Annotated in this window: 17 protein-coding genes; 7 read left to right on the top strand and 10 right to left on the bottom strand. The window is 67.5% G+C overall.

All coding sequences use genetic code 11. The features are described from left to right. The first annotated feature begins 272 nt into the window (after nt 1-272). On the top strand, nt 273-1,664 hold the full coding sequence (locus tag AB1I47_RS08045) for a carbohydrate porin (RefSeq protein WP_407935808.1): 1,392 nt from the start codon (nt 273-275) through the stop codon (nt 1,662-1,664). 129 nt (nt 1,665-1,793) lie between these two features. On the opposite strand, the gene queF is transcribed toward AB1I47_RS08045, so the two are convergent. Together queF and ilvA are read right to left on the bottom strand one after the other, a co-directional pair. After that, the gene (gene queF, locus AB1I47_RS08040; RefSeq protein ID WP_354683241.1) at nt 1,794-2,627 is read right to left on the bottom strand and encodes an NADPH-dependent 7-cyano-7-deazaguanine reductase QueF; all 834 of its coding nucleotides are present in this window, start codon (nt 2,625-2,627) and stop codon (nt 1,794-1,796) included. A 22-nt stretch (nt 2,628-2,649) separates the two neighbouring features. Beyond that, complete coding sequence (gene ilvA / locus AB1I47_RS08035) at nt 2,650-4,197, bottom strand: threonine ammonia-lyase, biosynthetic (protein WP_354683240.1); 1,548 nt, start codon at nt 4,195-4,197, stop codon at nt 2,650-2,652. Nucleotides 4,198-4,527: 330 nt separating this feature from the next. Here ilvA and otsB point away from each other — a divergent pair, with 330 nt between their 5' ends. From otsB to AB1I47_RS08015, 4 genes are all read left to right on the top strand, one after another. Then, on the top strand, nt 4,528-5,358 hold the full coding sequence (gene otsB, locus AB1I47_RS08030) for a trehalose-phosphatase (protein WP_354683239.1): 831 nt from the start codon (nt 4,528-4,530) through the stop codon (nt 5,356-5,358). A 25-nt stretch (nt 5,359-5,383) separates the two neighbouring features. Continuing rightward, the gene (locus tag AB1I47_RS08025) at nt 5,384-7,249 is read left to right on the top strand and encodes a glycoside hydrolase family 15 protein (RefSeq protein ID WP_354683249.1); all 1,866 of its coding nucleotides are present in this window, start codon (nt 5,384-5,386) and stop codon (nt 7,247-7,249) included. 64 nt (nt 7,250-7,313) lie between these two features. Next, the gene (otsA, locus tag AB1I47_RS08020; RefSeq protein WP_354683238.1) at nt 7,314-8,705 is read left to right on the top strand and encodes an alpha,alpha-trehalose-phosphate synthase (UDP-forming); all 1,392 of its coding nucleotides are present in this window, start codon (nt 7,314-7,316) and stop codon (nt 8,703-8,705) included. A gap of 23 nt (nt 8,706-8,728) precedes the next feature. Continuing rightward, nucleotides 8,729-9,085 carry a 4a-hydroxytetrahydrobiopterin dehydratase gene (locus tag AB1I47_RS08015; RefSeq protein ID WP_354683237.1) on the top strand — a complete coding sequence of 119 codons (357 nt, stop codon included), beginning with the start codon at nt 8,729-8,731 and terminating at the stop codon, nt 9,083-9,085. A 139-nt stretch (nt 9,086-9,224) separates the two neighbouring features. On the opposite strand, the gene AB1I47_RS08010 is transcribed toward AB1I47_RS08015, so the two are convergent. The 8 genes from AB1I47_RS08010 to AB1I47_RS07975 form a co-directional block, all read right to left on the bottom strand. After that, a complete protein-coding gene (locus AB1I47_RS08010; protein ID WP_354683236.1) occupies nt 9,225-9,830 on the bottom strand; it encodes a nucleotidyltransferase family protein in 606 nt (201 codons plus the stop codon). Between the two features lie 13 nt (nt 9,831-9,843). Next, entirely contained in the window at nt 9,844-10,884 is a 1,041-nt protein-coding gene (locus AB1I47_RS08005) for an XdhC family protein (RefSeq protein ID WP_354683235.1), read from the bottom strand. Then, nucleotides 10,857-11,414, bottom strand: a complete 558-nt coding sequence (locus tag AB1I47_RS08000; protein ID WP_354683234.1) for an SRPBCC family protein — start codon at nt 11,412-11,414, stop codon at nt 10,857-10,859. Before AB1I47_RS08000 ends, AB1I47_RS08005 begins: the two co-directional genes overlap by 28 nt. Continuing rightward, the gene (locus AB1I47_RS07995; protein WP_354683233.1) at nt 11,405-12,637 is read right to left on the bottom strand and encodes a vWA domain-containing protein; all 1,233 of its coding nucleotides are present in this window, start codon (nt 12,635-12,637) and stop codon (nt 11,405-11,407) included. Before AB1I47_RS07995 ends, AB1I47_RS08000 begins: the two co-directional genes overlap by 10 nt. Nucleotides 12,638-12,640: 3 nt before the next feature. Next, nucleotides 12,641-13,537, bottom strand: coding sequence for an AAA family ATPase (locus AB1I47_RS07990; RefSeq protein ID WP_354683232.1), 897 nt, complete (start codon nt 13,535-13,537; stop codon nt 12,641-12,643). Between the two features lie 97 nt (nt 13,538-13,634). Continuing rightward, nucleotides 13,635-14,435, bottom strand: coding sequence for an FAD binding domain-containing protein (locus AB1I47_RS07985; protein ID WP_354683231.1), 801 nt, complete (start codon nt 14,433-14,435; stop codon nt 13,635-13,637). Between the two features lie 35 nt (nt 14,436-14,470). Beyond that, nucleotides 14,471-16,846, bottom strand: coding sequence for a xanthine dehydrogenase family protein molybdopterin-binding subunit (locus tag AB1I47_RS07980; protein ID WP_354683230.1), 2,376 nt, complete (start codon nt 16,844-16,846; stop codon nt 14,471-14,473). Between the two features lie 12 nt (nt 16,847-16,858). Beyond that, nucleotides 16,859-17,347, bottom strand: coding sequence for a (2Fe-2S)-binding protein (locus AB1I47_RS07975; protein ID WP_354683229.1), 489 nt, complete (start codon nt 17,345-17,347; stop codon nt 16,859-16,861). 318 nt (nt 17,348-17,665) lie between these two features. On the opposite strand from AB1I47_RS07975, the gene AB1I47_RS07970 reads away from it, so the two are divergent. After that, on the top strand, nt 17,666-18,244 hold the full coding sequence (locus AB1I47_RS07970) for a YqaA family protein (protein WP_354683228.1): 579 nt from the start codon (nt 17,666-17,668) through the stop codon (nt 18,242-18,244). A gap of 179 nt (nt 18,245-18,423) precedes the next feature. Further along, nucleotides 18,424-22,398, top strand: a complete 3,975-nt coding sequence (locus AB1I47_RS07965) for an FAD/FMN-binding oxidoreductase (RefSeq protein WP_354683227.1) — start codon at nt 18,424-18,426, stop codon at nt 22,396-22,398. The last annotated feature ends 5 nt before the right edge of the window (nt 22,399-22,403 follow it).

The following is a 22,403-nucleotide window of genomic DNA, read 5'->3' as shown; positions in this document are numbered from 1 at the left end:
GGGGGGGGGCTTTTTTTTTAATACCCCCGGGTTTGGGGGGGGGGGGCCCTGGCGCGGCATGTCGAAGCGGAAAAAGGGTTGCGTCGAATCAATATTAATTTTCGAATTAATTAATTCAAGGGCGGTTACAACGTCGGGGTGCGCGCACATCTTGTATGGCGGTTGTGCGACCCCCCGGTGGACATGTCATCGGCGCTTGGCTATGCTGCGGGCGGCCGGGGCGCGCCGCCTGCGGCACATCTCTTCGCCAAGCCCCTTCCGCCCCTTCGCTCATGCCGTTTCCGCCACTTGCCTTCGCGCTGTCGCGCGGACCGCTTCGCCTTCATCGCGCTCGCATTCGTCGGGCGCTCGCCGCGCTTATCTGCTCCGCCTGCCTGCCCGCGATGGCGCAGCAAGCGGAGCCGGCGCCCGCCGCCGCCGACACTGAAAGCCCCTTTGCCTTCCACGGCCAGAGCACCTACATCTGGCAGCGCAAGCCGGCCTTCAACGCAGCGTATTCGGGCCCGAACAGCCTTGGCACCGGACGCGCCAAGAGCTATTCCTTCAGCGCGACGCTGGACCTGGGGCTCAACCTGTGGCGCGGCGCCGAATTCCACTTCAACCCCGAGGCCACGCAGGGCGTCCCGTTCTCCGGACTGCATGGGCTGGGCGGGCTGTCCAACGGCGAGCTGGGCAAGGCGGCAAGCACCAACCCGGTGTTCTACCGCGCGCGTGCGTTTTTGCGGCAGACCTGGGGCATGGGCGGCGGCACCGAGACGCTGGACGAGGATTTCAACCAGTTCGCCCGCACGGTGGACAAGCAGCGGATGGTGCTGACCGCGGGCAATTTCGGCGTGCTCGATGTGTTCGACCAGAACGAGTTCGGCTCGGACCCGCGTACGCAGTTCATGAACTGGTCGTTCATGACGCATGGCGCCTTCGACTACCCGGCCGATGCGCGCGGCTATAGCTGGGGGCTGGCGCTCGAGTACATCGGCGACGGCTGGTCGGCGCGCGCGGGGCGCTTCCTGCAGCCGCTGGAGTCCAACGGGCTGCGGCTCGACCGACGGATGTTCGAGCACTACGGCGACATCATCGAACTGGAAAAGCGCTATCAGCTTGCCGGCCGTCCCGGCACCGCGCGGCTGCTGTGGTTCCGCAACAAGGCGCGCATGGGCGCGTTCAGCGATGCCATCGGCTTCGGCATCGCCAACAACACTACGCCCGACCTCGCCGACGTGCGGCGCGAGCACGCCAAGACCGGCGTGGGCGTGACGCTGCTGCAGCAGGTCACCGATTCACTGGGGATGTTCGCGCGCGCCAGCTTGTCTGACGACAAGACCGAGACCTATGCCTTTACCGAGATCGGGCGGCAGGTGTCGATGGGCGGGGTGCTGAAGGGCGATGCGTGGGGACGGGCGCGCGATGCGTTGGGCGTGGCGCTGGCGGTCAATATGCTGGGACCTGACCATCGCAATTACCTCGCTGCAGGCGGGCAAGGGGCGTTCCTGGGGGATGGGGCGCTGCGCTATGGGCCGGAGCAGATCCTGGAGGTCTACTACAGCTTCCAGCCGGTGAAGTACCTGAGCATCAGTCCGGATTTCCAGTATGTGCGCAACCCAGGGTACAACCGGGACCGGGGGCCGGTGAAGTTTTATGGGGTGCGGTTTCACGGGGAGTTTTGAGGGAAGGGCAGGGCGCTCGCACTTGGCGACGCCGTTGCCACTCCCGCAAACCGGTCCCCTCTCCCGCCTGCGGGAGAGGGGAGCAAACAAGCGGCAGGTGAGCGCTATCGTCCTATCGCGGCCCCGCGCCTACTGCCGCGCATTCCTCCTGTTATCCGGCCAAGCCGTATTGAAGTTGGTCCGGAACGGATTGATATCCAACCCGCCCCTGCGCGTATACCGCGCATACACCGCCAGCTTCACCGGCTTGCACTGCCGCATCACGTCCATGAAGATCCGCTCCACGCACTGCTCGTGGAACTCGTTATGGTTGCGGAACGAGATCAGGTATTTCAGCAGCCCTTCCTGGTTGATCGGCGCCCCCACATAGCGGATCTGCACGCTGCCCCAGTCCGGCTGCCCGGTCACCAGGCAATTGGACTTCAGCAAATGCGACACCAGCGTTTCCTCCACCGGCGATTCTTGCTGGTCGGCAGAGAGCAGCTCGGGCGCGGGATCGTAGCGGTCTACCTCGATATCGAGCCGGTCCAGCAGCAAGCCGTCGAGCTCTCCCATCTTCTGGTTGCCCAGCTCCGCCTCGGTCACCAGCCGCACCTGCACCGTGCCGCCGGTGGCTTCGGACAGGTCATGGTGCAATAGCTGCTGCAGCGCCTCGGGCGAAGCAATCCTGGTCTGGTTGAACGAGTTCAGGTACAGCTTGAATGATTTGGACTCGACGATATTGGGCGTGTCCGAGGGGATCATGAAGGTGGCCAGCGCCACCTGCGGCTTGCCCTTCAGGTTCAGCCACGACAGCTCGTACGCGTTCCAGATATCGATGCCGAAGAACGGCACCGGCTTGCCGGCGGGCAGGCCGATCTCGGTGCGCTTGGGCTGGCGCGGGATCGGGAACAGCAGCGAGGCGTCGTATTCGGTCTTGTAGGCCGAGGGCTTGCCCAGCGGCGAATGTTCAGGGAGGCTCATGGGGCGCTCGGCAGGGGGCGGGTCAGGACAAAAACAGCTTGTACACCGGGTTGTCGGTTTCGTCCCAGTGTACGTAACCCAGCGTCGAAAGGAAGGCGCGGAAGGCGCGCATCTCGTTCTTCGGCACCTGGATGCCGACCAGGATGTTGGACGTATCGGCGCCCTGGTTGCGGTAGTGGAACAGGCTGATGTTCCAGTTCGGGCTCATGCTCGACAGGAACTTCATCAGCGCGCCCGGCCGCTCCGGGAACTCGAAGCGGAACAGCAGTTCGTCATGCGCCAGCGCCGAGCGCCCGCCCACCATGTAGCGGATATGCTGCTTGGCCAGCTCGTCGTTGGACAGGTCCAGCGTGTCGAAGCCGTGCTTGCGGAAGCTGGCGGCGATCTTGTCGTTCTCCGCGCGGCTGGCGATCTGCACGCCGACGAAGATATGCGCCATGCTGGTGTCGGCGATGCGGTAGTTGAACTCGGTGACGCTGCGCGTGCCGACCAGCTCGCAGAAACGCCTGAAGCTGCCGCGCTCCTCGGGGATCGTCACGGCGAACACGGCTTCGCGGGCCTCGCCCACCTCGGCGCGTTCGGCGACAAAGCGCAGGCGGTCGAAGTTCATGTTGGCGCCGCAGGCGATGGCCACCAGGTGCTGGCCCTTGAGCTTCTCGCGCTCGGCATAGGCCTTCAGGCCAGCCACCGCCAGCGCGCCGGCCGGCTCGAGGATGCTGCGCGTGTCCTGGAACACGTCTTTCACGCCCGCGCAGATGGCATCGGTATCGACCAGGATGATGTCGTCGACCAGCTCGCGCGTGATACGGAAGGTTTCCTTGCCGACCAGCTTGACCGCGGTGCCGTCCGAGAACAGGCCCACTTCCTTCAGCTCGATACGCTTGCCCGCGTCAATCGAGCGCTTCATCGCGTCCGAGTCCACGGTCTGCACGCCGATCACCTTGATCTCCGGGCGCACCGCCTTGATGTACGCCGCGATGCCCGAGATCAGCCCGCCGCCGCCGATGGCGACGAAGACCGCGTGGATCGGGCCGGGATGCTGGCGCAGGATCTCCATGGCGATGGTGCCCTGGCCGGCGATCACCTCGGGATCGTCGAACGGGTGGATGAAGGTCAGCTTGTGCTTCTTCTCCAGCACCGCGGCGTGGGTATAGGCATCGCTGTACGACTCGCCATGCAGCACCACCTCCACCCACTGGCCGCCACGCTCGCGCACGGCGTCGATCTTCACCTGCGGCGTGGTCACCGGCATGGCGATGATCGCCTTGCATTGCAGGCGCGCCGCGGCCAGCGCCACGCCCTGCGCATGGTTGCCGGCCGAGGCGGCGATCACGCCACGCTTGAGTTCCTCATGCGACAGCGACGCCATCTTGTTGTACGCGCCGCGCAGCTTGAAGGAGAAGACCGGCTGGGTGTCCTCGCGCTTGAACCAGACCGAATTGCCGGTGCGCGCCGACAGCTGGTGCGCATAGGTCAGTTCGGTCTCCTGCGCCACGTCATAGACCTTGGCGGTCAGGATTTTCTTCAGGTAGTCGGGTTTGGCGGCGGAGGCAGCGGACTTGCGGGTCATGGTGTCAGGGCAGGGGCCGTGGGACGGCGAAAGGAAAGCGGCGAAAAAAATAGCGGCGCAAAAAAAGGCGGAAATTCTCGCGGAAACCGTCAATGATAAAGGATGGCGACGCCATCCACCCGGCCCGGGCGACGCTCCCGCCGCGTGCGGCATGCCGCCCCGTCCGGATGGACGGCGCCCTTTGTGTGGAGGGCGGCGCACTCGGAAGCGGGGCGCGGCGGCTGGGGCAAGGGGCTGGCCCGGACTTGCAACGCCGCCAGGTTATGCCGGCGCCATGTAGGACGGCGCCCGGTGGACGCAGGTCAAAACGACGTGTTACGGTTTAACGCGATGCCTGAGCTACCGCTTATCGAACCCAATACCGCCCTGTTCCTCGACTTCGACGGCACCCTGGCCGACCTGGCGCCGCGCCCGGAACTGGTGCAGGTCGAACCCGAACTGGTCGGCACGCTACGCACGCTGTACCAGCGGCTGGACGGCGCGCTGGCCGTCATCTCCGGACGGCCGATCGTTGAACTCGACCACTTCCTGCAGCCGTTGCAACTGCCGGCGGCCGGCGTGCACGGCGCCGAATTCCGCACCGACGGCGCCATGGTGACCAAGACGCCCGCACCCGGGCTGGAACCGCTGATCCCCCACCTGGAAGCGTTGGTGCGCGCCTATCCCGCGCTGATGCTGGAGCGCAAGTCCGTTGCCGTCGCTATCCACTACCGCCAGGCGCCCGAGCTGGCTGGCATCGTCGACGCCGCGGTCACCGACGTGATGCGGCACGCGGTCGGGCTGGAGGCGCTGCCGGGCAAGATGGTGGTCGAGATCAAGCCCGCCGGCATCGACAAGGGCGACGCCATCGCCGCGTTCATGAAAGCGGCGCCCTTTGCCGAGCGCGTGCCGCTGTTTGCCGGCGACGACATGACCGACGAACCGGGCTTTGCCGCCGTGCGCAAGCTGGGCGGGCTGGGCGTGCTGGTGGGCCAGCGCCAGACCCTGGCCGCCACCAGCGTGACCGGTCCCGCCGCACTGCGCTGCTGGCTGCACCGCTCGGCCCGCGCGCTGGACAACGCCGGTCGCGCGGCCGGCCGCCCGGCCGCGGTGCCGCACGAAACCCACCACACCGGGCCGCACGCAGCGCCCCACACAACGCCCAACAGAACGACATCCTGAGGAAGAAATCGCTGTGACCAACGCTGTGAACAATCCCAGCAGCCCCGGGGAACTGGGCAAGCCGCCGACCGAGGGCGTGCACAAGACCGTCGACGGTGGCGGCCGCTTTGCCAACCCGTCGCTGTCGCTCGGCATGATCGGCAATTGCGCCATTTCCGCGCTGGTCGACTGCCGCGGGCGCATCGTCTGGTCATGCCTGCCGCGCTTCGACGGCGATCCCGTTTTCAACGCATTGCTGGACCCCAGCGAGAACGCCGGGCATTTCTCGATCGAGATCGAGGACTTCCACGCCTCCAGCCAGTGGTACGAGCCCAATACCGCGATCCTGCGCACGCGCCTGAGCGACACGCATGGCAACTGCCTGGAGATCACCGATTTCGCGCCGCGCTTTTTCCGGCTGGGGCGCTATTTCCGCCCGACCACGCTGATCCGGCGCATCCGCCCGGTGCGCGGCGCGCCGCGCGTGCGCGTGGTGGTGGCGCCGCGCTTCGAATGGGGCCGCAAGGCGCCCGAGGTCACGCGCGGCAGCAGCCATGTGCGCTACATCGGCGACACCATGACGCTGCGCATGACCACCGACGCGCCGCTGGCCTACGTGCTGTCGCAGACGCCGTTCCTGGTGACGCGCGGCCACAACTTCATCCTCGGCCCGGATGAGACGCTGACGCACGGCGTCGAAGAAACCGCGCGCGACTTCGAACAGGAAACCACCGCCTACTGGCGCCTGTGGAGCCGCCGGCTGGCGGTGCCGCGCGAATGGCAGGACGCGGTGATCCGCGCCGCCATCACGCTGAAGATGTCGCTGTACGAGGAAACCGGCGCCATCGTCGCGGCGATGACCACCAGCATCCCGGAGGCGCCGGGCAGCGGCCGCAACTGGGACTACCGTTTCTGCTGGCTGCGCGACGCCTTCTTCGTGGTGCGCGCGCTGAACAGCCTGTCTGAAGTCGGCACGATGGAGGACTACCTGCGCTGGCTGTCCAACGTGGTGATGCAGTCGCAGGACGGACATATCCAGCCGCTGTACGGCATCGGGCTGGAACGCGAGCTCCCTGAAAGCATGCTTGACCACCTGGCCGGCTACCGCGGCATGGGCCCGGTGCGCGTCGGCAACCAGGCGCAGGAGCACTTCCAGCACGACGTCTACGGCAATGTGGTGCTGGGCGCCGCCCAGGCCTTCCATGACCACCGGCTGCTGCATCGCGGCGGCCCGGCCGAGTTCCACCGGCTGGAAGAGGTGGGCGAGCAGGCGGTCAGGGTGTTCGGCACGCCCGACGCCGGCATGTGGGAGCTGCGCACCCGGGCGCGCGTACATACCTCGTCGGCGCTGATGAGCTGGGCCGCGTGCGATCGCCTCGCCAAGATCGGCGAGAAGCTGAAACTGCCCCAGCGCGCCGCCTACTGGCACGACCATGCCCGCCGCATGAAGGAGCGCATCCTGGCCGAATCGTGGAGCGAGTCGCGCCAGGCCTTTGCCGAGAGCTTCGGCGGGCGCGAGCTCGATGCCAGCGTGCTGCTGATGGCCGAGGTCAACTTCATCGATCCGCGCGACGCGCGCTTTATCGCCACCGTCAAGGCGCTGGAGACGTCGCTGTGCGACGGCCCCTATATGCGCCGCTACGAGGCGCCGGACGACTTCGGCAAGCCCGAGACCGCGTTCAATATCTGCACCTTCTGGCGCATCGACGCGCTCGCACGTATTGGCCGGCGCGAGGAAGCGCGCGAGATCTTCGAGGCGATGCTGGCCGCGCGCAATCCGCTCGGCTTGCTGTCCGAGGACACGCATCCCGTCACGGGCGAGATGTGGGGCAACTTCCCGCAGACGTATTCGATGGTCGGGCTGATCAATGGCGCGATGCGGCTGTCGGCGCCGTGGGATACGGTGATCTGACCATACACCCGCAATCCCGCCGCCCGGCACGGCAACAAGAACAGAGGACTCCAGAAAACAACATATGCCAAGACTTGTAGCGGTATCCAACCGGGTCGCCGATCCCCGCAACGTGGCCGCGGGCGGTCTTGCCGTCGCACTTTCCGAGGCCTTGCGCCAGACCGGCGGCCTGTGGTTCGGCTGGAGCGGCAAGGCGCTGGAAACCGCCCAGGGCGGCACGCCCGGCGAAGGCGACCTGCACCTGCAGCAGGCCGGCAACGTCACCCTCGCCACCGTCGACCTGAGCCGCGAAGACCACGACGCCTACTACCTGGGCTACAGCAACGGCGTGCTGTGGCCGGTGTTCCACTACCGGCTCGACCTGGCGGATTTCGACTCGAACTTCCTGAACGGCTACCGGCGCGTGAACGCGCTGTTCGCGCGCAAGCTGGCGCCGCTGCTCGAGCCCGACGACATCATCTGGATCCACGACTACCACCTGATCCCGCTGGCGTCCGAGCTGCGCGCGATCGGCTGCGGCCAGAAGATCGGCTTCTTCCTGCACGTGCCGCTGCCGCCGCCGCTGATCCTGGCCGCGATCCCGCAGCATGAATGGCTGATGCGCGCGCTGTTCGCCTATGACCTGCTGGGCTTCCAGAGCCATGCCGATGTCGAGCACTTCTCGCGCTATGTGCAGGCCGAGGCCCAGGCCGAGCCGATGGGCGAGCACCGTTACCGCGCCTTCCACCGCACCGTGCGCGCGCAGGCCTTCCCGATCGGCATCGATGTCGACGAGTTCATGGAGCTGGGCCGCGGCGACGAGGCGCAGGAAACCTACGAGATGATGTGCGCGCAGTACGCGCGCCGCCGGCTGCTGCTGGGCATCGACCGGCTCGACTATTCCAAGGGCCTGCCGCACCGGCTCAAGGCGTTCTACCGGCTGCTGGCCGAATACCCCGAGAACCGCATGAGCGCGACGCTGGTGCAGATCGCCGCGCCGTCGCGCGAATCGGTCGATGCCTATGTCGACCTGCGCAGCGAAATGGAGCGGCTGAGCGGTGCCATCAACGGCGAGTTCGGCGAACTCGACTGGATGCCGGTGCGCTATATCCATCGCACCACCGCCCGCAAGCGCCTGCCCGGGCTGTGCCGCGCCAGCCGCGTGGCGCTGGTGACGCCGCTGCGCGACGGCATGAACCTGGTGGCCAAGGAATTCATCGCCGCGCAGGACCCCGAGGATCCGGGCGTGCTGGTGCTGTCGCGCTTCGCCGGCGCGGCCGAGCAGCTGCGCGAGGCGCTGCTGGTCAACCCCTACGACACGCGCGCCACGGCGCAGGCGATCCAGCAGGCGCTGCACATGCCCCTGGCCGAACGCCAGCAGCGCCACCAGAAACTGCTGGAGCGCATCCGCGCGCAGGATGTGCACTGGTGGAGCAGCGAGTTCCTGCGCGCACTGACTGAGACCGAAGGCGGCTGAGCTTCCGGTCGGGGAGCATGAGCATGAGTGAAGACCTGGCATCGCAATCGTGCACGCCTTGCCGCGGCGGGGTGCCGCCGCTGACGCCGGACGAAGCGGAGGCTTTGTTGCCGCAGGCGCAGGGCTGGGACCTGGTGGATGGGGCCACCCGGCTGGAGCGGCGCTTCACCTTCGGCAATTTCGCTGACGCACTGGCGTTCGTCAACGGCGTCGGCCAACTGGCCGAGGCGCAGGGGCATCATCCCGAGATCAGCTTCGGCTGGGGACATGCCACGGTGTCGTGGCGGACGAAGAAGATCAAGGGCTTGCACCGGAATGATTTCATCATGGCGGTGAAGACGAGCGAGTTGGCGGGGGACAAGGGACAGAGCGCCGGCTGAGGCGATGTCGCTTTAATTACCGCGGGCCGGTCTCCCTGCTTAAGGCGAGGCGATGTTGCTACAACTACCGCAGGCCGGCCCCTCCCGCTTGCGGGAGAGGGGAGCAAGCCGAGCGGTTCACGTAGCCTTGCGCCACGCCTCACCGCAAATCCCCCGGCGTATCGATATCCCGAAACGCCCCATCATCGTCAGTCAGGATCCGCGTCACCGGCTTGTCCTTCAACAACGCCCGCGCCCCCTCATCCCCATCTAGCTTCAGCAGTTCCTCGCGCCACGCCGCGCCGAAACCCACCGGATGCCCTCGCTGCCCGTTGCGCCATGGCGCGGCGATGGTCTCCGGCGTAGTGATCGTCAGCGCCACCGCGCGAATCAGTTCCATTGGCAGCCAGGGCATATCGGCCAGCGCCACGACCCAGCCGCGCGCATCCGGCGTGGCCGCGACCGCGGCGCGCAGCGCTGCGCCCATGCCGGCCTCGGCTTCGGCCGACTCCAGCACCCGGCAGCCGCCGCGGCGCAGTTCCTCGGCCAGCGCCGGATTGCCTGGACGAATGACGGCGATCGATTCCGGCAGCGCCGCGGCCAGATTGCGTGCGCTGCGCCAGGCCACGGTGCGCCCGCCGGGCATCACTTCCAGGAGCTTGTTGCGCTTGCCGGCCGCGTCGAAGCGGCGGCCGAAGCCCGCCGCCAGCAGGATGCCGGTAGGCAGGTCGGTGCGCAGCAGGGGAGCGTTGGGGGCGGCGGTCATGGCGTGACTTTGTCTAGGTGGCGGGGCCGGCCGGGACTTCGCAGCTGCTGCCCGTGCTGGCAGCCATCTCGCGCGCAGCCTTGGCGCCCTCGACCTGCAGGATGTCGGGCAGCGACACATGGTTCTTGGCCGCGATCACTTCTGCGAGGATCGAGATCGCGATCTCCGGCGGCGTGCGGCTGCCGATATAGATGCCGACCGGCCCATGCAGCCGCGCGAGCTGCAGCTCGGTCAGGTCGAACTCCTTGAGCCGTTCGCGCCGTGCCTGGTTGTTGCGGCGCGAGCCGAGCGCGCCGACGTAGAACGCCCTGGTGCGCAGCGCTTCCATCAGCGCCAGGTCGTCCAGCTTGGGATCGTGCGTCAGCGCGATCACCGCGCAGCGCTCGTCCAGCTTCATGTCCGTGACGGTGTCGTCCGGCATGGTCCGCACCATGGTCACGCCGGGGATATCCCAGGTCTCGGTGTATTCCTCGCGCGGGTCGCACACGGTGACCTGGAAGCCCAGTCCCACGGCGATCTGGCACAGGTACTTGGAAAGCTGCCCGGCCCCGATCACCAGCATGCGGTAGCGCGGACCGTGGATGGTCAGCAGCGTCTTGCCGTCGAACTCCAGCCCGTCGGTGGCGGTGGCCGGGCCCAGGGTGGCGGCTCCGGTGGCCATGTCCAGCGTGCGCGCGACCAGCCGGCCGTTCTCCACCGCGTCGAGCAGTTCGGCAATGCCGCTGGCCGGTGTCAGCGGCTCGGCCACCAGCTCGATGGTGCCGCCGCAGGGCAGGCCGAAGCGGTGGGCCTCCTCGGCGCTGATGCCGTACTTGACCGCTTCGGGGCGGTCCGACGTGATGCCCTGGCGGCGCACGCGGTCGATGATGTCGTCCTCGATGCAGCCCCCGGAGACCGAACCCACCACCAGGCCGTCGTCGCGCACGGCCAGCATCGCGCCTTCGGGGCGGGGCGACGAACCCCAAGTGCGCACCACCGTTACCAGCAGCACGCGATGCCCTTGCTGCTGCCACTGCACGCTGTTCTTCAGGACTTCGAGATCCACGCTGTCCATGATCGTTTCCGCTTCGGTTCCTTTGTCTGTTCATTGTCGCCGGCGGCTGCGGCGGGGGCGCCCTCGGCCGCTGGCGTGTCTTGTGTACTGTCCGGTGTCACCGCTTCGGTAAAGCGCGCAAAGAAGGTATCGGCCATCTTGCGCGCCGCGGCATCCACCAGCCGCGAGCCGATCTGCGCGAGCTTGCCGCCGACGTGGGCGTCGACGGTGTAGCTCAGCACGGTCTCGTCGCCATCGGGCTCCAGCCTGACGCGCGCGGTGCCCTTGCCGAAACCCGCCGGCCCACCTTGTCCGTCGAAGCGGAGGGTGTAGCTGTCGGGGGCCTGGATATCTTCCAGCGCCATGCGGCCCTTGAAGCGCGCCTTGACCGGCCCTACCGCCGCCGTCATCGCCAGCAGGTAGGCGTTGTCGCCGTCGGGCTCGATACTCTCACATCCCGGGATGCAGTGCTTGAGCAGCTCGGTGTCGTTAAGCGCTTCCCATGCCACCTGCTGCGGCACCGGCAGGCGCTGGCTCTGGTTCATTTCCATGGCGGTGGTTCCTTGTTTTGCTTGGCGGGAGGAGGGTCGGACAGCAGCGTTTCCAGCGCGAGCAGGCTGTCCAGGTTATGCGCGGGGCGCAGCGCGTCGACATGCGGCAGGATCGCCTGCACGCCGCGCGCCTGCGGAGTGAAGCCGGGGTAGCGCAGCAGCGGGTTGAGCCAGACGATGCGGTGGGCAAAGCGGCGCAGCCGCGCCATCTCGTCGCCCAGCAGGTCGATCCGCTCGTGGTCGAGGCCGTCGGTGACCAGCAGCACGGTGGCGCGTCCGGACAGCGTGCGGCGCGCCCAGTGGCGGTTAAAGCTCGCCAGCGCGGCGCCGATGCGGGTGCCGCCGGCCCAGTCGCGCACCTGTGCGGTGATGACGGCCACGGCTTCGTCCGGGTCGCGTTCGCGCAGCGAGCGGGTGATATTGGTCAGCCGCGTGCCGAACAGGAACACCGACAGCCGCTCGCGCGACTGCATCAGCGCATGGCAGAAGTACAGCACCGCGCGCGAGTACTGGCTCATCGAGCCGGAGATGTCGAGCAGCAGCACCACCGGCGGCTTGCGCTCGGCGTGCTTGCGGAATTTCCAGCGCAGCCACTCGCCATGCTGGCGCACCGCCAGGCGGGCACTGGCGCGCAGGTCGGCATGGGTGCCGCAGGTGGCGGCGCGCAGCCGGCGCGTGCGCTGCAGCGCGAGATGGGTGCGGCGCGTGCGCACCAGGTGCTGCAGCGCGCGCCATTCCTGCGCGGTCAGGGTCTCGAAGTCGCGCTGCGCGAGACGCTCCTGGCCGGAGAAGGTCAGCGGCACATGGATGCGCTCGGCTTCGGTCTGCGCGGGGCGCGGCGGCGCATCGGGCCGGCGCGCGGCGAGTGCATCGGCCAGCCGGTTGCTGCGCTGCGGCGGCGGCGCGCCGGCATCGACGCGCGGCAGCAGCAGCGCGCGCAGCTTGCCTTCCCAGTCGGGATCGCGCCAGAACAGGTCGAAGGCGGCGTCAAACAGCGGACGCTGGTCGGGGCCGGACAGCACCAGCGCCGCCAGCGCGGCGCGCACTTCATCGCGGCGGCCGATATCGACATGGCGCAGCGCGCCCAGCGCATCGACCGCATGCGCCGGCGACAGCGCGAAGCCGCCGTCGCGCAAGAGCCGCATAAAGTGGGTGACGTTGCGCGCCAGCACCGGCAGGCCGGTCTGCGGGCCTGCGCTACGTGCGGGGTGCAGCGTGGCCACGGCTCAGCCTTCCGGCGCGGCGCCGGCCAGCAACCCCGCCACGGTGGGACCGTCGGCACGCGCCAGGTCGTCCTGGTACTTGAGCAGCACGCCCAGCGTGTCGCGCACCGATTGCGGGTCGAGCTCAGTCACGCCCAGTGCCGCCAGCGCGCGGCACCAGTCGATGGCCTCGGCGATGCCCGGTGCCTTGAACAGGTCGATGCCGCGCAGCCGGTGCACGAAGTCGATCGCCTGCGCCTGCAGCGCGGCGGCAGCTTCGGGCGCGCGCGCGGCGACGATCTGCAGCTCGCGGTCGCGCTCCGGGTAGCCCATCCACTGGTACAGGCAGCGGCGCTTGAGCGCGTCATGCACTTCGCGCGTGCGGTTGGAGGTGATCACGATCAGCGGCGGGCGCTCGGCGCGGATCACGCCGATCTCCGGGATCGAGACCTGGAATTCGGACAGCACTTCGAGCAGGAAGGCTTCGAACGGCTCGTCGGCGCGGTCGATCTCGTCGATCAGCAGCACGCGCGGCACGTCGGGTGCGGCAGGGTCGGGCAGCAGCGATTCCAGCAGCGGGCGCTTGAGCAGATAGTCGTCGTGATACAGCGACTGCGCCTCGGGCCGTTCACCGCGCGCTTCGGCCAGCCGCAGCGCCATGATCTGGCGCGGGTAGTCCCACTCGTACAGCGCACTGGCGGCATCAAGGCCCTCATAGCACTGCAGCCGCAGCAGCCGCGTGCCGAGCACGCCCGCCATCGCCTGCGCCAGCGCGGTCTTGCCGACGCCGGGCTCGCCTTCGAGAAACAGCGGGCGCTGCATGCGCATGGCGAGGTAGAGCACCGTGGCGGTTTCGCGGTCGGCGAAGTACTGCTGGTGTTCGAGTTGGGCGAGGGTGTCGTCGATGGAGGTGGGGAGCATGAGCAATCTTGTGTGCCGACGCGCCTCGCACGCCAGCGGTTTGCTCCCCTCTCCCGCGCGCGGGAGAGGGGAGACAACAAGCGACAGCGGCGAAGCACTATCCCTTCACCGCCTCCTCCACCGCCCTTGCCGCCAGCACCGGAATCAAATGCGCCCGGTACTCCGCCGACGCATGCAGGTCGGTATTCAGCCGCGAAGCATCGACCTTCACCCCACGCGCCGCCTGCGCACTGAAATCCCCGGCCAGCGCCTGCTCCAGCGGCTGGCACCGGAACACGCTGTCGGCCGCGCCAGTGACGGCCACGCGCACGGTATTCCCCGTGCGCGCCACCATCACCCCGACCAGCGCAAAGCGCGAAGCCGGATTGCGGAACTTGACGTAGGCCGCCTGCTCCGGGATCGGGAAGTGCACCGCGGTGATCAGTTCATCCGGTTCCAGCGCGGTTTCATAGAGGCCCTTGAAGAAATCGTCGGCCGCGATGGTGCGGCGGTCGGTGACGACCCTGGCGCCCAGGCCCAGCACGGCCGCCGGATAACAGGCCGCCGGATCGTTGTTGGCGATGGAACCGCCCAGCGTGCCCATCGCGCGCACCTGGCGATCGCCGATGCCGCCGGCCAGCTTTGCCAGCGCGGGAATGCGCTTGCGCACTTCGGCATTGGTTTCCACATCGGCATGGCGTGCCGCCGCGCCGATCACGATCTCGTCGTTGTCGATGCGGATCTCGGCCATGCCGGGAATGCGCGCCACGTCCACCAGCACGGAGGGCGAGGCCAGCCGCAGCTTCATCGCGGCCAGCAGGCTCTGGCCGCCGCCGAGGAACTTGGCGTCGGGGTCGGCCTTGAGCCGGGCCACCGCCGCCTGGGCATCCGCGGCACGTTCAAACTGGAATGCGTACATGTCGGTTTCCTTTCCGGTTCGTCGGTCCGTGGCGCTCAGGGGCGCGCGGCCTGGATGGCCTGCCACACGCGGTGCGGGGTCGCGGGCATCTGCACGTCCTTGACGCCCAGCGGCGACAGCGCATCGACCAGCGCGTTGATAAACGCCGGCGGCGAGCCGATCGCGCCGGCCTCGCCGCAGCCCTTCACCCCCAGCGGATTGTGCGTGCAGGGCGTGCCGGTGGCGGTCTCGACGGTGAAGTCGGGCAGGTCGGCGGCGCGCGGCATGGCGTAATCCATGTACGAGCCGGTCAGCAACTGCCCGCTGTCGGGGTCGTAGACGCACTGCTCCAGCATGGCCTGGCCCAACCCCTGGCCGATGCCGCCATGCACCTGGCCCTCGACAATCATCGGGTTGACGATGTTGCCGAAGTCATCGACCGCGGTGAACTTGACCACATGCGACTCGCCGGTATCCGGATCCACCTCCACCTCGCACACATAGGCGCCGGAGGGGTAGGTGAAGTTGGTCGGGTCGTAGAACGCGTTCTCGTTCAGGCCCGGCTCCAGCTTGTCGAGCGGGTAGTTGTGCGGCACGTAGGCGGTCAGCGCGACCTCGCCGAAGGTCTTGGTGCGGTCGGTGCCGGCCACGCGGAACACGCCGTTGCTGAACTCGATGTCCGTGTCCGACGCTTCCAGCAGATGCGCGGCGATCTTCTTGGCCTTGGCCTCGATCTTGTCGAGCGCCTTCACGATGGCCGAGCCACCCACCGCCAGCGAGCGCGAGCCGTAGGTGCCCATGCCGAACGGCACGCGCCCGGTATCGCCGTGCACGATCTCGACCTGGTCCATCTGCAGCCCGAGCCGGTCGGCCACCACCTGCGCGAAGGTGGTCTCGTGCCCCTGGCCATGGCTGTGCGAGCCGGTGAACACGGTGACGGTGCCGGTCGGGTGCACGCGGATCTCGCCCGCCTCGAACAGCCCCGCGCGCGCGCCGAGCGCGCCGGCGATATTGGACGGCGCCAGCCCGCAGGCCTCGATATAGCAGGAGTAGCCGAGCCCGCGCAGCTTGCCGCGCTGCTTCGCTTCGTCGCGCCGGGCCGGAAAGCCCTTGACGTCGGCCAGCTCCTGCGCGCGCGCCAGGCACGGCTCGTAGTCGCCGGTGTCGTAGGTCAGGCCCACCGGCGTGGCATGCGGGAACTGGCGGATAAAGTTCTTGCGGCGCAGCTCCGCGGGGTCGATGTTCAGTTCATGCGCGGCGGTCTCGACCAGGCGCTCCACCACATAGGTGGCCTCGGGCCGGCCGGCGCCGCGATAGGCATCCACCGGTGCGGTATTGGTGAACACCGCCTGCACCTCGGCATAGATCGCGGGCGTCGCGTACTGGCCCGCCAGCAGCGTGGCATAGAGGATGGTCGGCACGCAGCTGGCGAAGGTCGACAGGTAGGCGCCCATGTTGGCCACCGTATGCACGCGCAGCGCCAGGAACTTGCCGTCGGCGTCGAGCGCCAGCTCGGCCTTGGTCACATGGTCGCGCCCGTGCGCGTCGGTCAGGAAGGCTTCGGAACGGTCGGCGGTCCATTTGACCGGCCGGCCCACCTTCTTCGACGCCCAGGTCAGCGCCACATCTTCGGGGTACAGGAAGATCTTGGAGCCGAAGCCGCCGCCCACGTCGGGGGCGATGATGCGCAGCCGCGATTCGGGCAGCCCCAGCACGAACGCGCCCATCAGCAGCCGCTCGACATGCGGGTTCTGGCTGGCCACGTAGACGGTGAAGCTGTCGTCGTGGCGCGTGTAGCTGGCATTGACCGCGCGCGGCTCGATCGCGTTGGGGATCAGCCGGTTGTTGACGATCTCCAGCGTGGTCACGTGCGCGGCCTTGGCGAAGGCGTCGTCGGTGGCGGCCTTGTCGCCATGGCCCCAGGTGTAGCAGGTGTTGGCCGGCACATCGTCGTGCACCAGCGCGCTCGCGGAAGCGGCGTCGGCGGCGTTGACCACGGCGGGCAGCTCTTCATAGTCGACGTCGATCTTCTCGGCGGCGTCGCGCGCCTGCTGCAGCGTCTCGGCGATGACCAGCGCCACCTGGTCGCCCACGTGGCGCACCTTGTCGTGCGCGATCACCGGGTGCGGCGGCTCTTTCATCGGCGAGCCGTCGATGCTGTGGATCAGCCAGCCGCAGGGCAGGCCGCCCACCTTGTCGGCCGCCAGCTCTTCGCCGGTCAGCACGGCGATCACGCCGGGCGAGGCGAGCGCCTCGGTTTTGTCGATCGAGCGGATGCGTGCGTGCGCGTGCGGCGAGCGCAGGAAGTACGCATAGCTTTGCTGCGGCAGCACGATGTCGTCGGTGTACTGGCCGCTGCCGGTCAGGTAGCGGAAATCTTCCTTGCGCTTGACCGGCGCGCCTACCAGGCGCTGGTTCTCAGGTGCGTTCATGGCCCGTCCCCCTTATTCCGCGCTGGCGGTGGTGCCCTGCATGGCCGCCTGGCCTTGCTGCACCGCGCGCACGATATTGTGGTAGCCCGTGCACCGGCACATATTGCCGTCCAGGTGGGCGCGGATGGTGGCGGCGTCGGCGCCGGGGTGCTCCCGCACCAGCGCGGCCGCGCTCATTACCATGCCAGGCGTGCAGAAGCCGCATTGCAGGCCGTGGCATTCGCGGAACGCTTCCTGCATCGGATGCAGCGTGCCGGGCTTGGCCAGGCCTTCGATGGTGGTGACCGTGGCGCCGTCGGCCTGCACCGCCAGCAGGTTGCATGACTTGACCGCACGGCCGTCCAGGTGGACCGTGCAGGCCCCGCACTGCGCGGTGTCGCAGCCGACGTGGGTGCCGGTCAGGCGCAGCTGTTCGCGCAGGAACTGGACCAGGAGGGTGTTGGGTTCTACCTGCGCGTCAACGGGCTTGCCGTTGACCGTCAGGCGGATCGGAATCGCCATGCTTGTCTCCATGTGGGGTGGACGCGCATGACCAATTGCCCGAAATCCCGAAAGAACTGCGCGGGACTGGCCACGACGCGGTACTGCCGCTTAAGACGGCTATAGGACGGCTAATTCGTGATATTGGTGCTGCCGCTGCAACTGCTGATGGTGCGCCAGCGCTCGTTGCGCACGGCCGGCGAACGATTGGCCGCAACAGGCTCTAACAGTTAATCACAAATCGTGGGGCGCTGCCATGTGGTTTGCCCGCGCCCCATATGGGGCGCGGGCCCGGCAGGGGCGCTGCTAGAATGGCCCGGCCCCCAGCACACCCCTGACATGGAAGCCTTCTTCGACTGGCTGTTTGAAACCGTTGCCCTGCCCAAGGTGGGCCTGCCCGCGATCTTCGTCGTCAGCCTGGTCTCGGCCACGCTGCTGCCGCTGGGATCGGAGCCGGCGGTGTTCGGCTACGTCAAGCTCAACCCGCAGATGTTCTGGCCGGCGATCGTGGTGGCCACGCTCGGCAACACCGTGGGCGGCGCCATCGACTGGTGGCTGGGCTACGCCGCCAAGCTGGCGCTGGTGCGTTACCACAAGCGGCGCCGGGCGCGCGAGCATGAGCTCGAGCACCTGCAGCACCGCGAACACGCGCGCAAGCCGCCCAAGCCCAAGCTGGACGCGCGCTATTTCCGCTGGATGCGCCGGCTCGGGCCGCCCACGCTGCTGTTTTCGTGGTTGCCCGCGATTGGTGATCCTCTGTGCACTCTGGCGGGATGGCTGCGGTTGTCTTTCTGGCCCAGCCTGGCCTGGATGGCGGTGGGCAAATTCATCCGCTACCTGTTCATGACCGCCGCGCTGCTGTGGGTCCCGGACAGTTTTTGGCAAAACATTGCGCTGACTTTCAAGTCCTTGTTCTGAGCCGGTGCGCCGCCGGCACCACCACGGGGCGCCGTTGCGCCCTTTAAAGTCGCCTAATCCCTTGTTCCGACACGGATTCCCTGATGCTGCGGTGCGGCGAAACCGGGCCTTGCAGTACAATCGCCCTTTACTGAACGATTCGCGCACTGTCCCCGTGCGCAGCAGGAAGCGGTCCCCCAATGAACGCCCCACTCGTGCTCGACGCCAAGCTCGCCGCGCAGGACGCCCCGCCGCGCCTGCGTGAAATCCCTTATAACTACACGTCCTTCTCGGACCGCGAGATTGTCATCCGCCTGCTGGGCGAGGAAGCCTGGCGCATCCTGGACGAGCTGCGCAGCGAGCGCCGCACCGGCCGTTCGGCCCGCATGCTGTACGAGGTGCTGGGCGATATCTGGGTGGTCCGCCGCAATCCCTACCTGCAGGACGACCTGCTGGAAAATCCCAAGCGCCGCCAGATGCTGGTCAGCGCGCTGCACCACCGCCTGAACGAGATCGAGAAGCGCCGCGCCGCCGACCGTGCCGAGCACGCCGAGCCCGCCGCCGAGGACCGGTCGCACCGCGTGGAGCAGCTGGTCGCCTTCGCCAAGCAGGCGATCGAGGACTTCAAGAACGAATTCGCCGCCGCCTACGACCTGCGCAAGCGCGCGCAGCGCGTGCTGGGCAAGGTCACGCAGAAGGACAACATCAAGTTCGACGGCCTGTCGCGCGTGTCGCACGTGACCGACGCCACCGACTGGCGCGTGGAATACCCGTTCGTCGTGCTGACGCCCGACACCGAGGAAGAGATCGCCGGGCTGGTCAAGGGCTGCTTCGAGCTCGGCCTGACCATCATCCCGCGCGGGGGCGGCACCGGCTACACCGGCGGCGCCGTGCCGCTGACGCCGATGAGCGCGGTGATCAATACCGAGAAGCTGGAGCAGCTCGGCCCGGTCGAGCAGACCGACCTGCCCGGCGTGTCGCACAAGGTCGCAACCATCTTCTCCGGCGCCGGCGTGGTGACGCGCCGCGTGGCCGATGCCGCCGACAAGGCGGGCCTGGTGTTCGCGGTCGACCCGACCTCGATCGATGCCTCGTGCATCGGCGGCAACGTGGCCATGAACGCGGGCGGCAAGAAGGCCGTGCTGTGGGGCACCGCGCTGGACAACCTGGCCTGGTGGCGCATGGTGGACCCGGAGGGCAACTGGCTGGAAATCACCCGGCTGGACCACAACCTGGGCAAGATCCACGACGTGCCGGTAGCCACCTTCGAACTGAAGTGGTCGGATGGCAACCGCGCCGCGGGCGAGAAGGTGCTGCGCACCGAGACGCTGGCCATCGAAGGCCGCAAGTTCCGCAAGGAAGGCCTGGGCAAGGACGTTACCGACAAGTTCCTGGCGGGCCTGCCGGGCGTGCAGAAGGAAGGCTGCGACGGCATCATCACCAGCGCGCGCTGGATCCTGCACCGCATGCCGAAGCACATCCGCACGGTGTGCCTGGAGTTCTTCGGCCAGGCGCGCGACGCCATCCCCAGCATCGTCGAGATCAAGGACTTCCTCGACGCCGAGACCAAGAAGCCGGGCGGCGCCATCCTGGCCGGCCTGGAGCACCTGGACGAGCGCTACCTGCGCGCGGTCGGCTACGCCACCAAGAGCAAGCGCAACGCCTTCCCGAAGATGGTGCTGATCGGCGATATCGTCGGCGACGATGAGGACGCCGTGGCGCGCGCCACCTCGGAAGTGATCCGCATGGCCAACGGCAAGAGCGGCGAAGGCTTTATCGCCGTCAGCCCCGAGGCGCGCAAGAAGTTCTGGCTGGACCGTTCGCGTACCGCCGCCATCGCCAAGCACACCAACGCCTTCAAGATCAACGAAGACGTGGTGATCCCGCTGAACCGGATGGGCGAGTACACCGACGGCATCGAGCGCATCAATATCGAGCTGTCGATCAAGAGCAAGCTCAAGCTGGTCGACACGCTCGAAGCATTCTTCGCGCGCGGCAACCTGCCGCTGGGCCGCAGCGACGACGCCAACGAGATCCCCAGCGCCGAACTGCTGGAAGACCGTGTGCAGCACGCGCTGACGCTGCTGCGCGAGGTCCGCGCGCGCTGGCGCTACCTGCAGGACCACCTGGACCTGCCGCTGGTGCAGGCCAAGGCCTCGCTGATCGGGCATGGGCTGGGGCTGCTGGGGCAGGAGTTCGAGGCGCGGCTGCAGCAGCAGCCGGACGCCAACGTGTTCCACCTGCTGCAGGACCGCACCATCCGCGTGTCGTGGAAGTCGGAGATCCGCGCCGAGCTGCGCAAGATCTTCAACGGCGGCGAGTTCAAGCCGATCCTGGACGAAGCCCAGAAGATCCACAAGCAGGTGCTGCGCGGCCGCGTCTTCGTGGCGCTGCACATGCACGCCGGCGACGGCAACGTGCACACCAATATCCCGGTGAACTCCGACGACTACGACATGCTGCAGGACGCGCACCGCGCGGTGGCCCGCATCATGGACCTGGCGCGTTCGCTGGACGGTGTGATCTCGGGCGAGCACGGCATCGGCATCACCAAGCTGGAATTCCTGACCGAGGAAGAGATCGGCGACTTCCGCGCCTACAAGCTGAAGGTCGATCCGCAAGGTCGCTTCAACAAGGGCAAGCTGCTGCCCGGCGCCGACCTGCGCAATGCCTACACGCCGTCGTTCGGCCTGATGGGGCATGAGTCGATCATCATGCAGCAGAGCGATATCGGCGCCATTGCCGAAAGCGTCAAGGACTGCCTGCGCTGCGGCAAGTGCAAGCCGGTGTGCGCCACACATGTGCCGCGCGCCAACCTGCTGTACAGCCCGCGCAACAAGATCCTGGCGACCTCGCTGCTGGTCGAGGCCTTCCTGTACGAAGAGCAGACCCGCCGCGGCATCTCGGTCAAGCACTGGGACGAGTTCTCCGACGTGGCCGACCACTGCACGGTCTGCCACAAGTGCGTGACGCCGTGCCCGGTCAAGATCGACTTCGGCGACGTGTCGATGAACATGCGCAACCTGCTGCGCAAGATGGGGCAGAAGAAGTTCAACCCCGGCACCGCGGCGTCGATGTTCTTCCTGAACGCCACCAACCCCGAGACCATCAACCTGACCCGCAAGGTCATGATCGACTGGGGCTACAAGGCGCAGCGCCTCGGCAACGACGTGTTGAAGAAGATCGCGAAGAAGCAGACCGCGCATCCGCCCGCGACCGTGGGCAAGCCGCCGGTGCGCGAGCAGGTGATCCACTTCATCAACAAGAAGATGCCGGGCAACCTGCCCAAGAAGACCGCGCGCGCGCTGCTCGACATCGAAGACAACGAGATCGTGCCGATCATCCGCGACCCGAAGGCGACCACGCCGGAAACGGAAGCGGTGTTCTACTTCCCGGGCTGCGGCTCGGAGCGGCTGTTCTCGCAGGTGGGCCTGGCCACGCAGGCGATGCTGTGGCACGTCGGCGTGCAGACCGTGCTGCCGCCGGGCTACCTGTGCTGCGGCTATCCGCAGCGCGGCAACGGCCAGTACGACAAGGCCGAGAAGATCGTCACCGACAACCGCGTGCTGTTCCACCGCGTGGCCAACACGCTGAACTACCTCGACATCAAGACCGTGGTGGTGAGCTGCGGCACCTGCTACGACCAGCTCGCCGGGTATGAATTCGACAAGATCTTCCCGGGCTGCCGCATCATCGACATCCACGAATACCTGCTGGAGAAGGGCGTCAAGCTCGAGGGCGTGACCGGTACGCGCTACATGTACCACGATCCCTGCCACACCCCGATCAAGACCATGGACCCGACCAAGCTGGTCAACGACCTGATGGGCGGCAACACCGGCCTGGGCAAGATCGAGAAGAACGAGCGCTGCTGCGGCGAGTCGGGCACGCTGGCGGTGACCCGCCCGGATATCTCGACGCAGGTCCGCTTCCGCAAGGAAGAGGAAATGACCAAGGGCGCCGACAAGCTGCGCGCCGACGGCTTCACCGGCGACGTCAAGATCCTGACGAGCTGCCCGTCGTGCCTGCAGGGTTTGTCGCGCTACAAGGAAGATGCCACGGTGCAGGCGGACTACATCGTGATCGAGATGGCGAAGCATCTGCTCGGGGAAAACTGGATGCCGGAGTACGTGGCGAAGGCGAACGCCGGCGGTATCGAGCGGGTGCTGGTTTAAGTCTC

It is taken from the genome of Cupriavidus necator (assembly GCF_040578825.1).
Lineage (GTDB): Bacteria > Pseudomonadota > Gammaproteobacteria > Burkholderiales > Burkholderiaceae > Cupriavidus > Cupriavidus necator_E.
The sequence above is the reverse complement of the archived record's forward strand: the minus strand, read 5'-3'. Positions and strand labels throughout refer to the sequence as shown.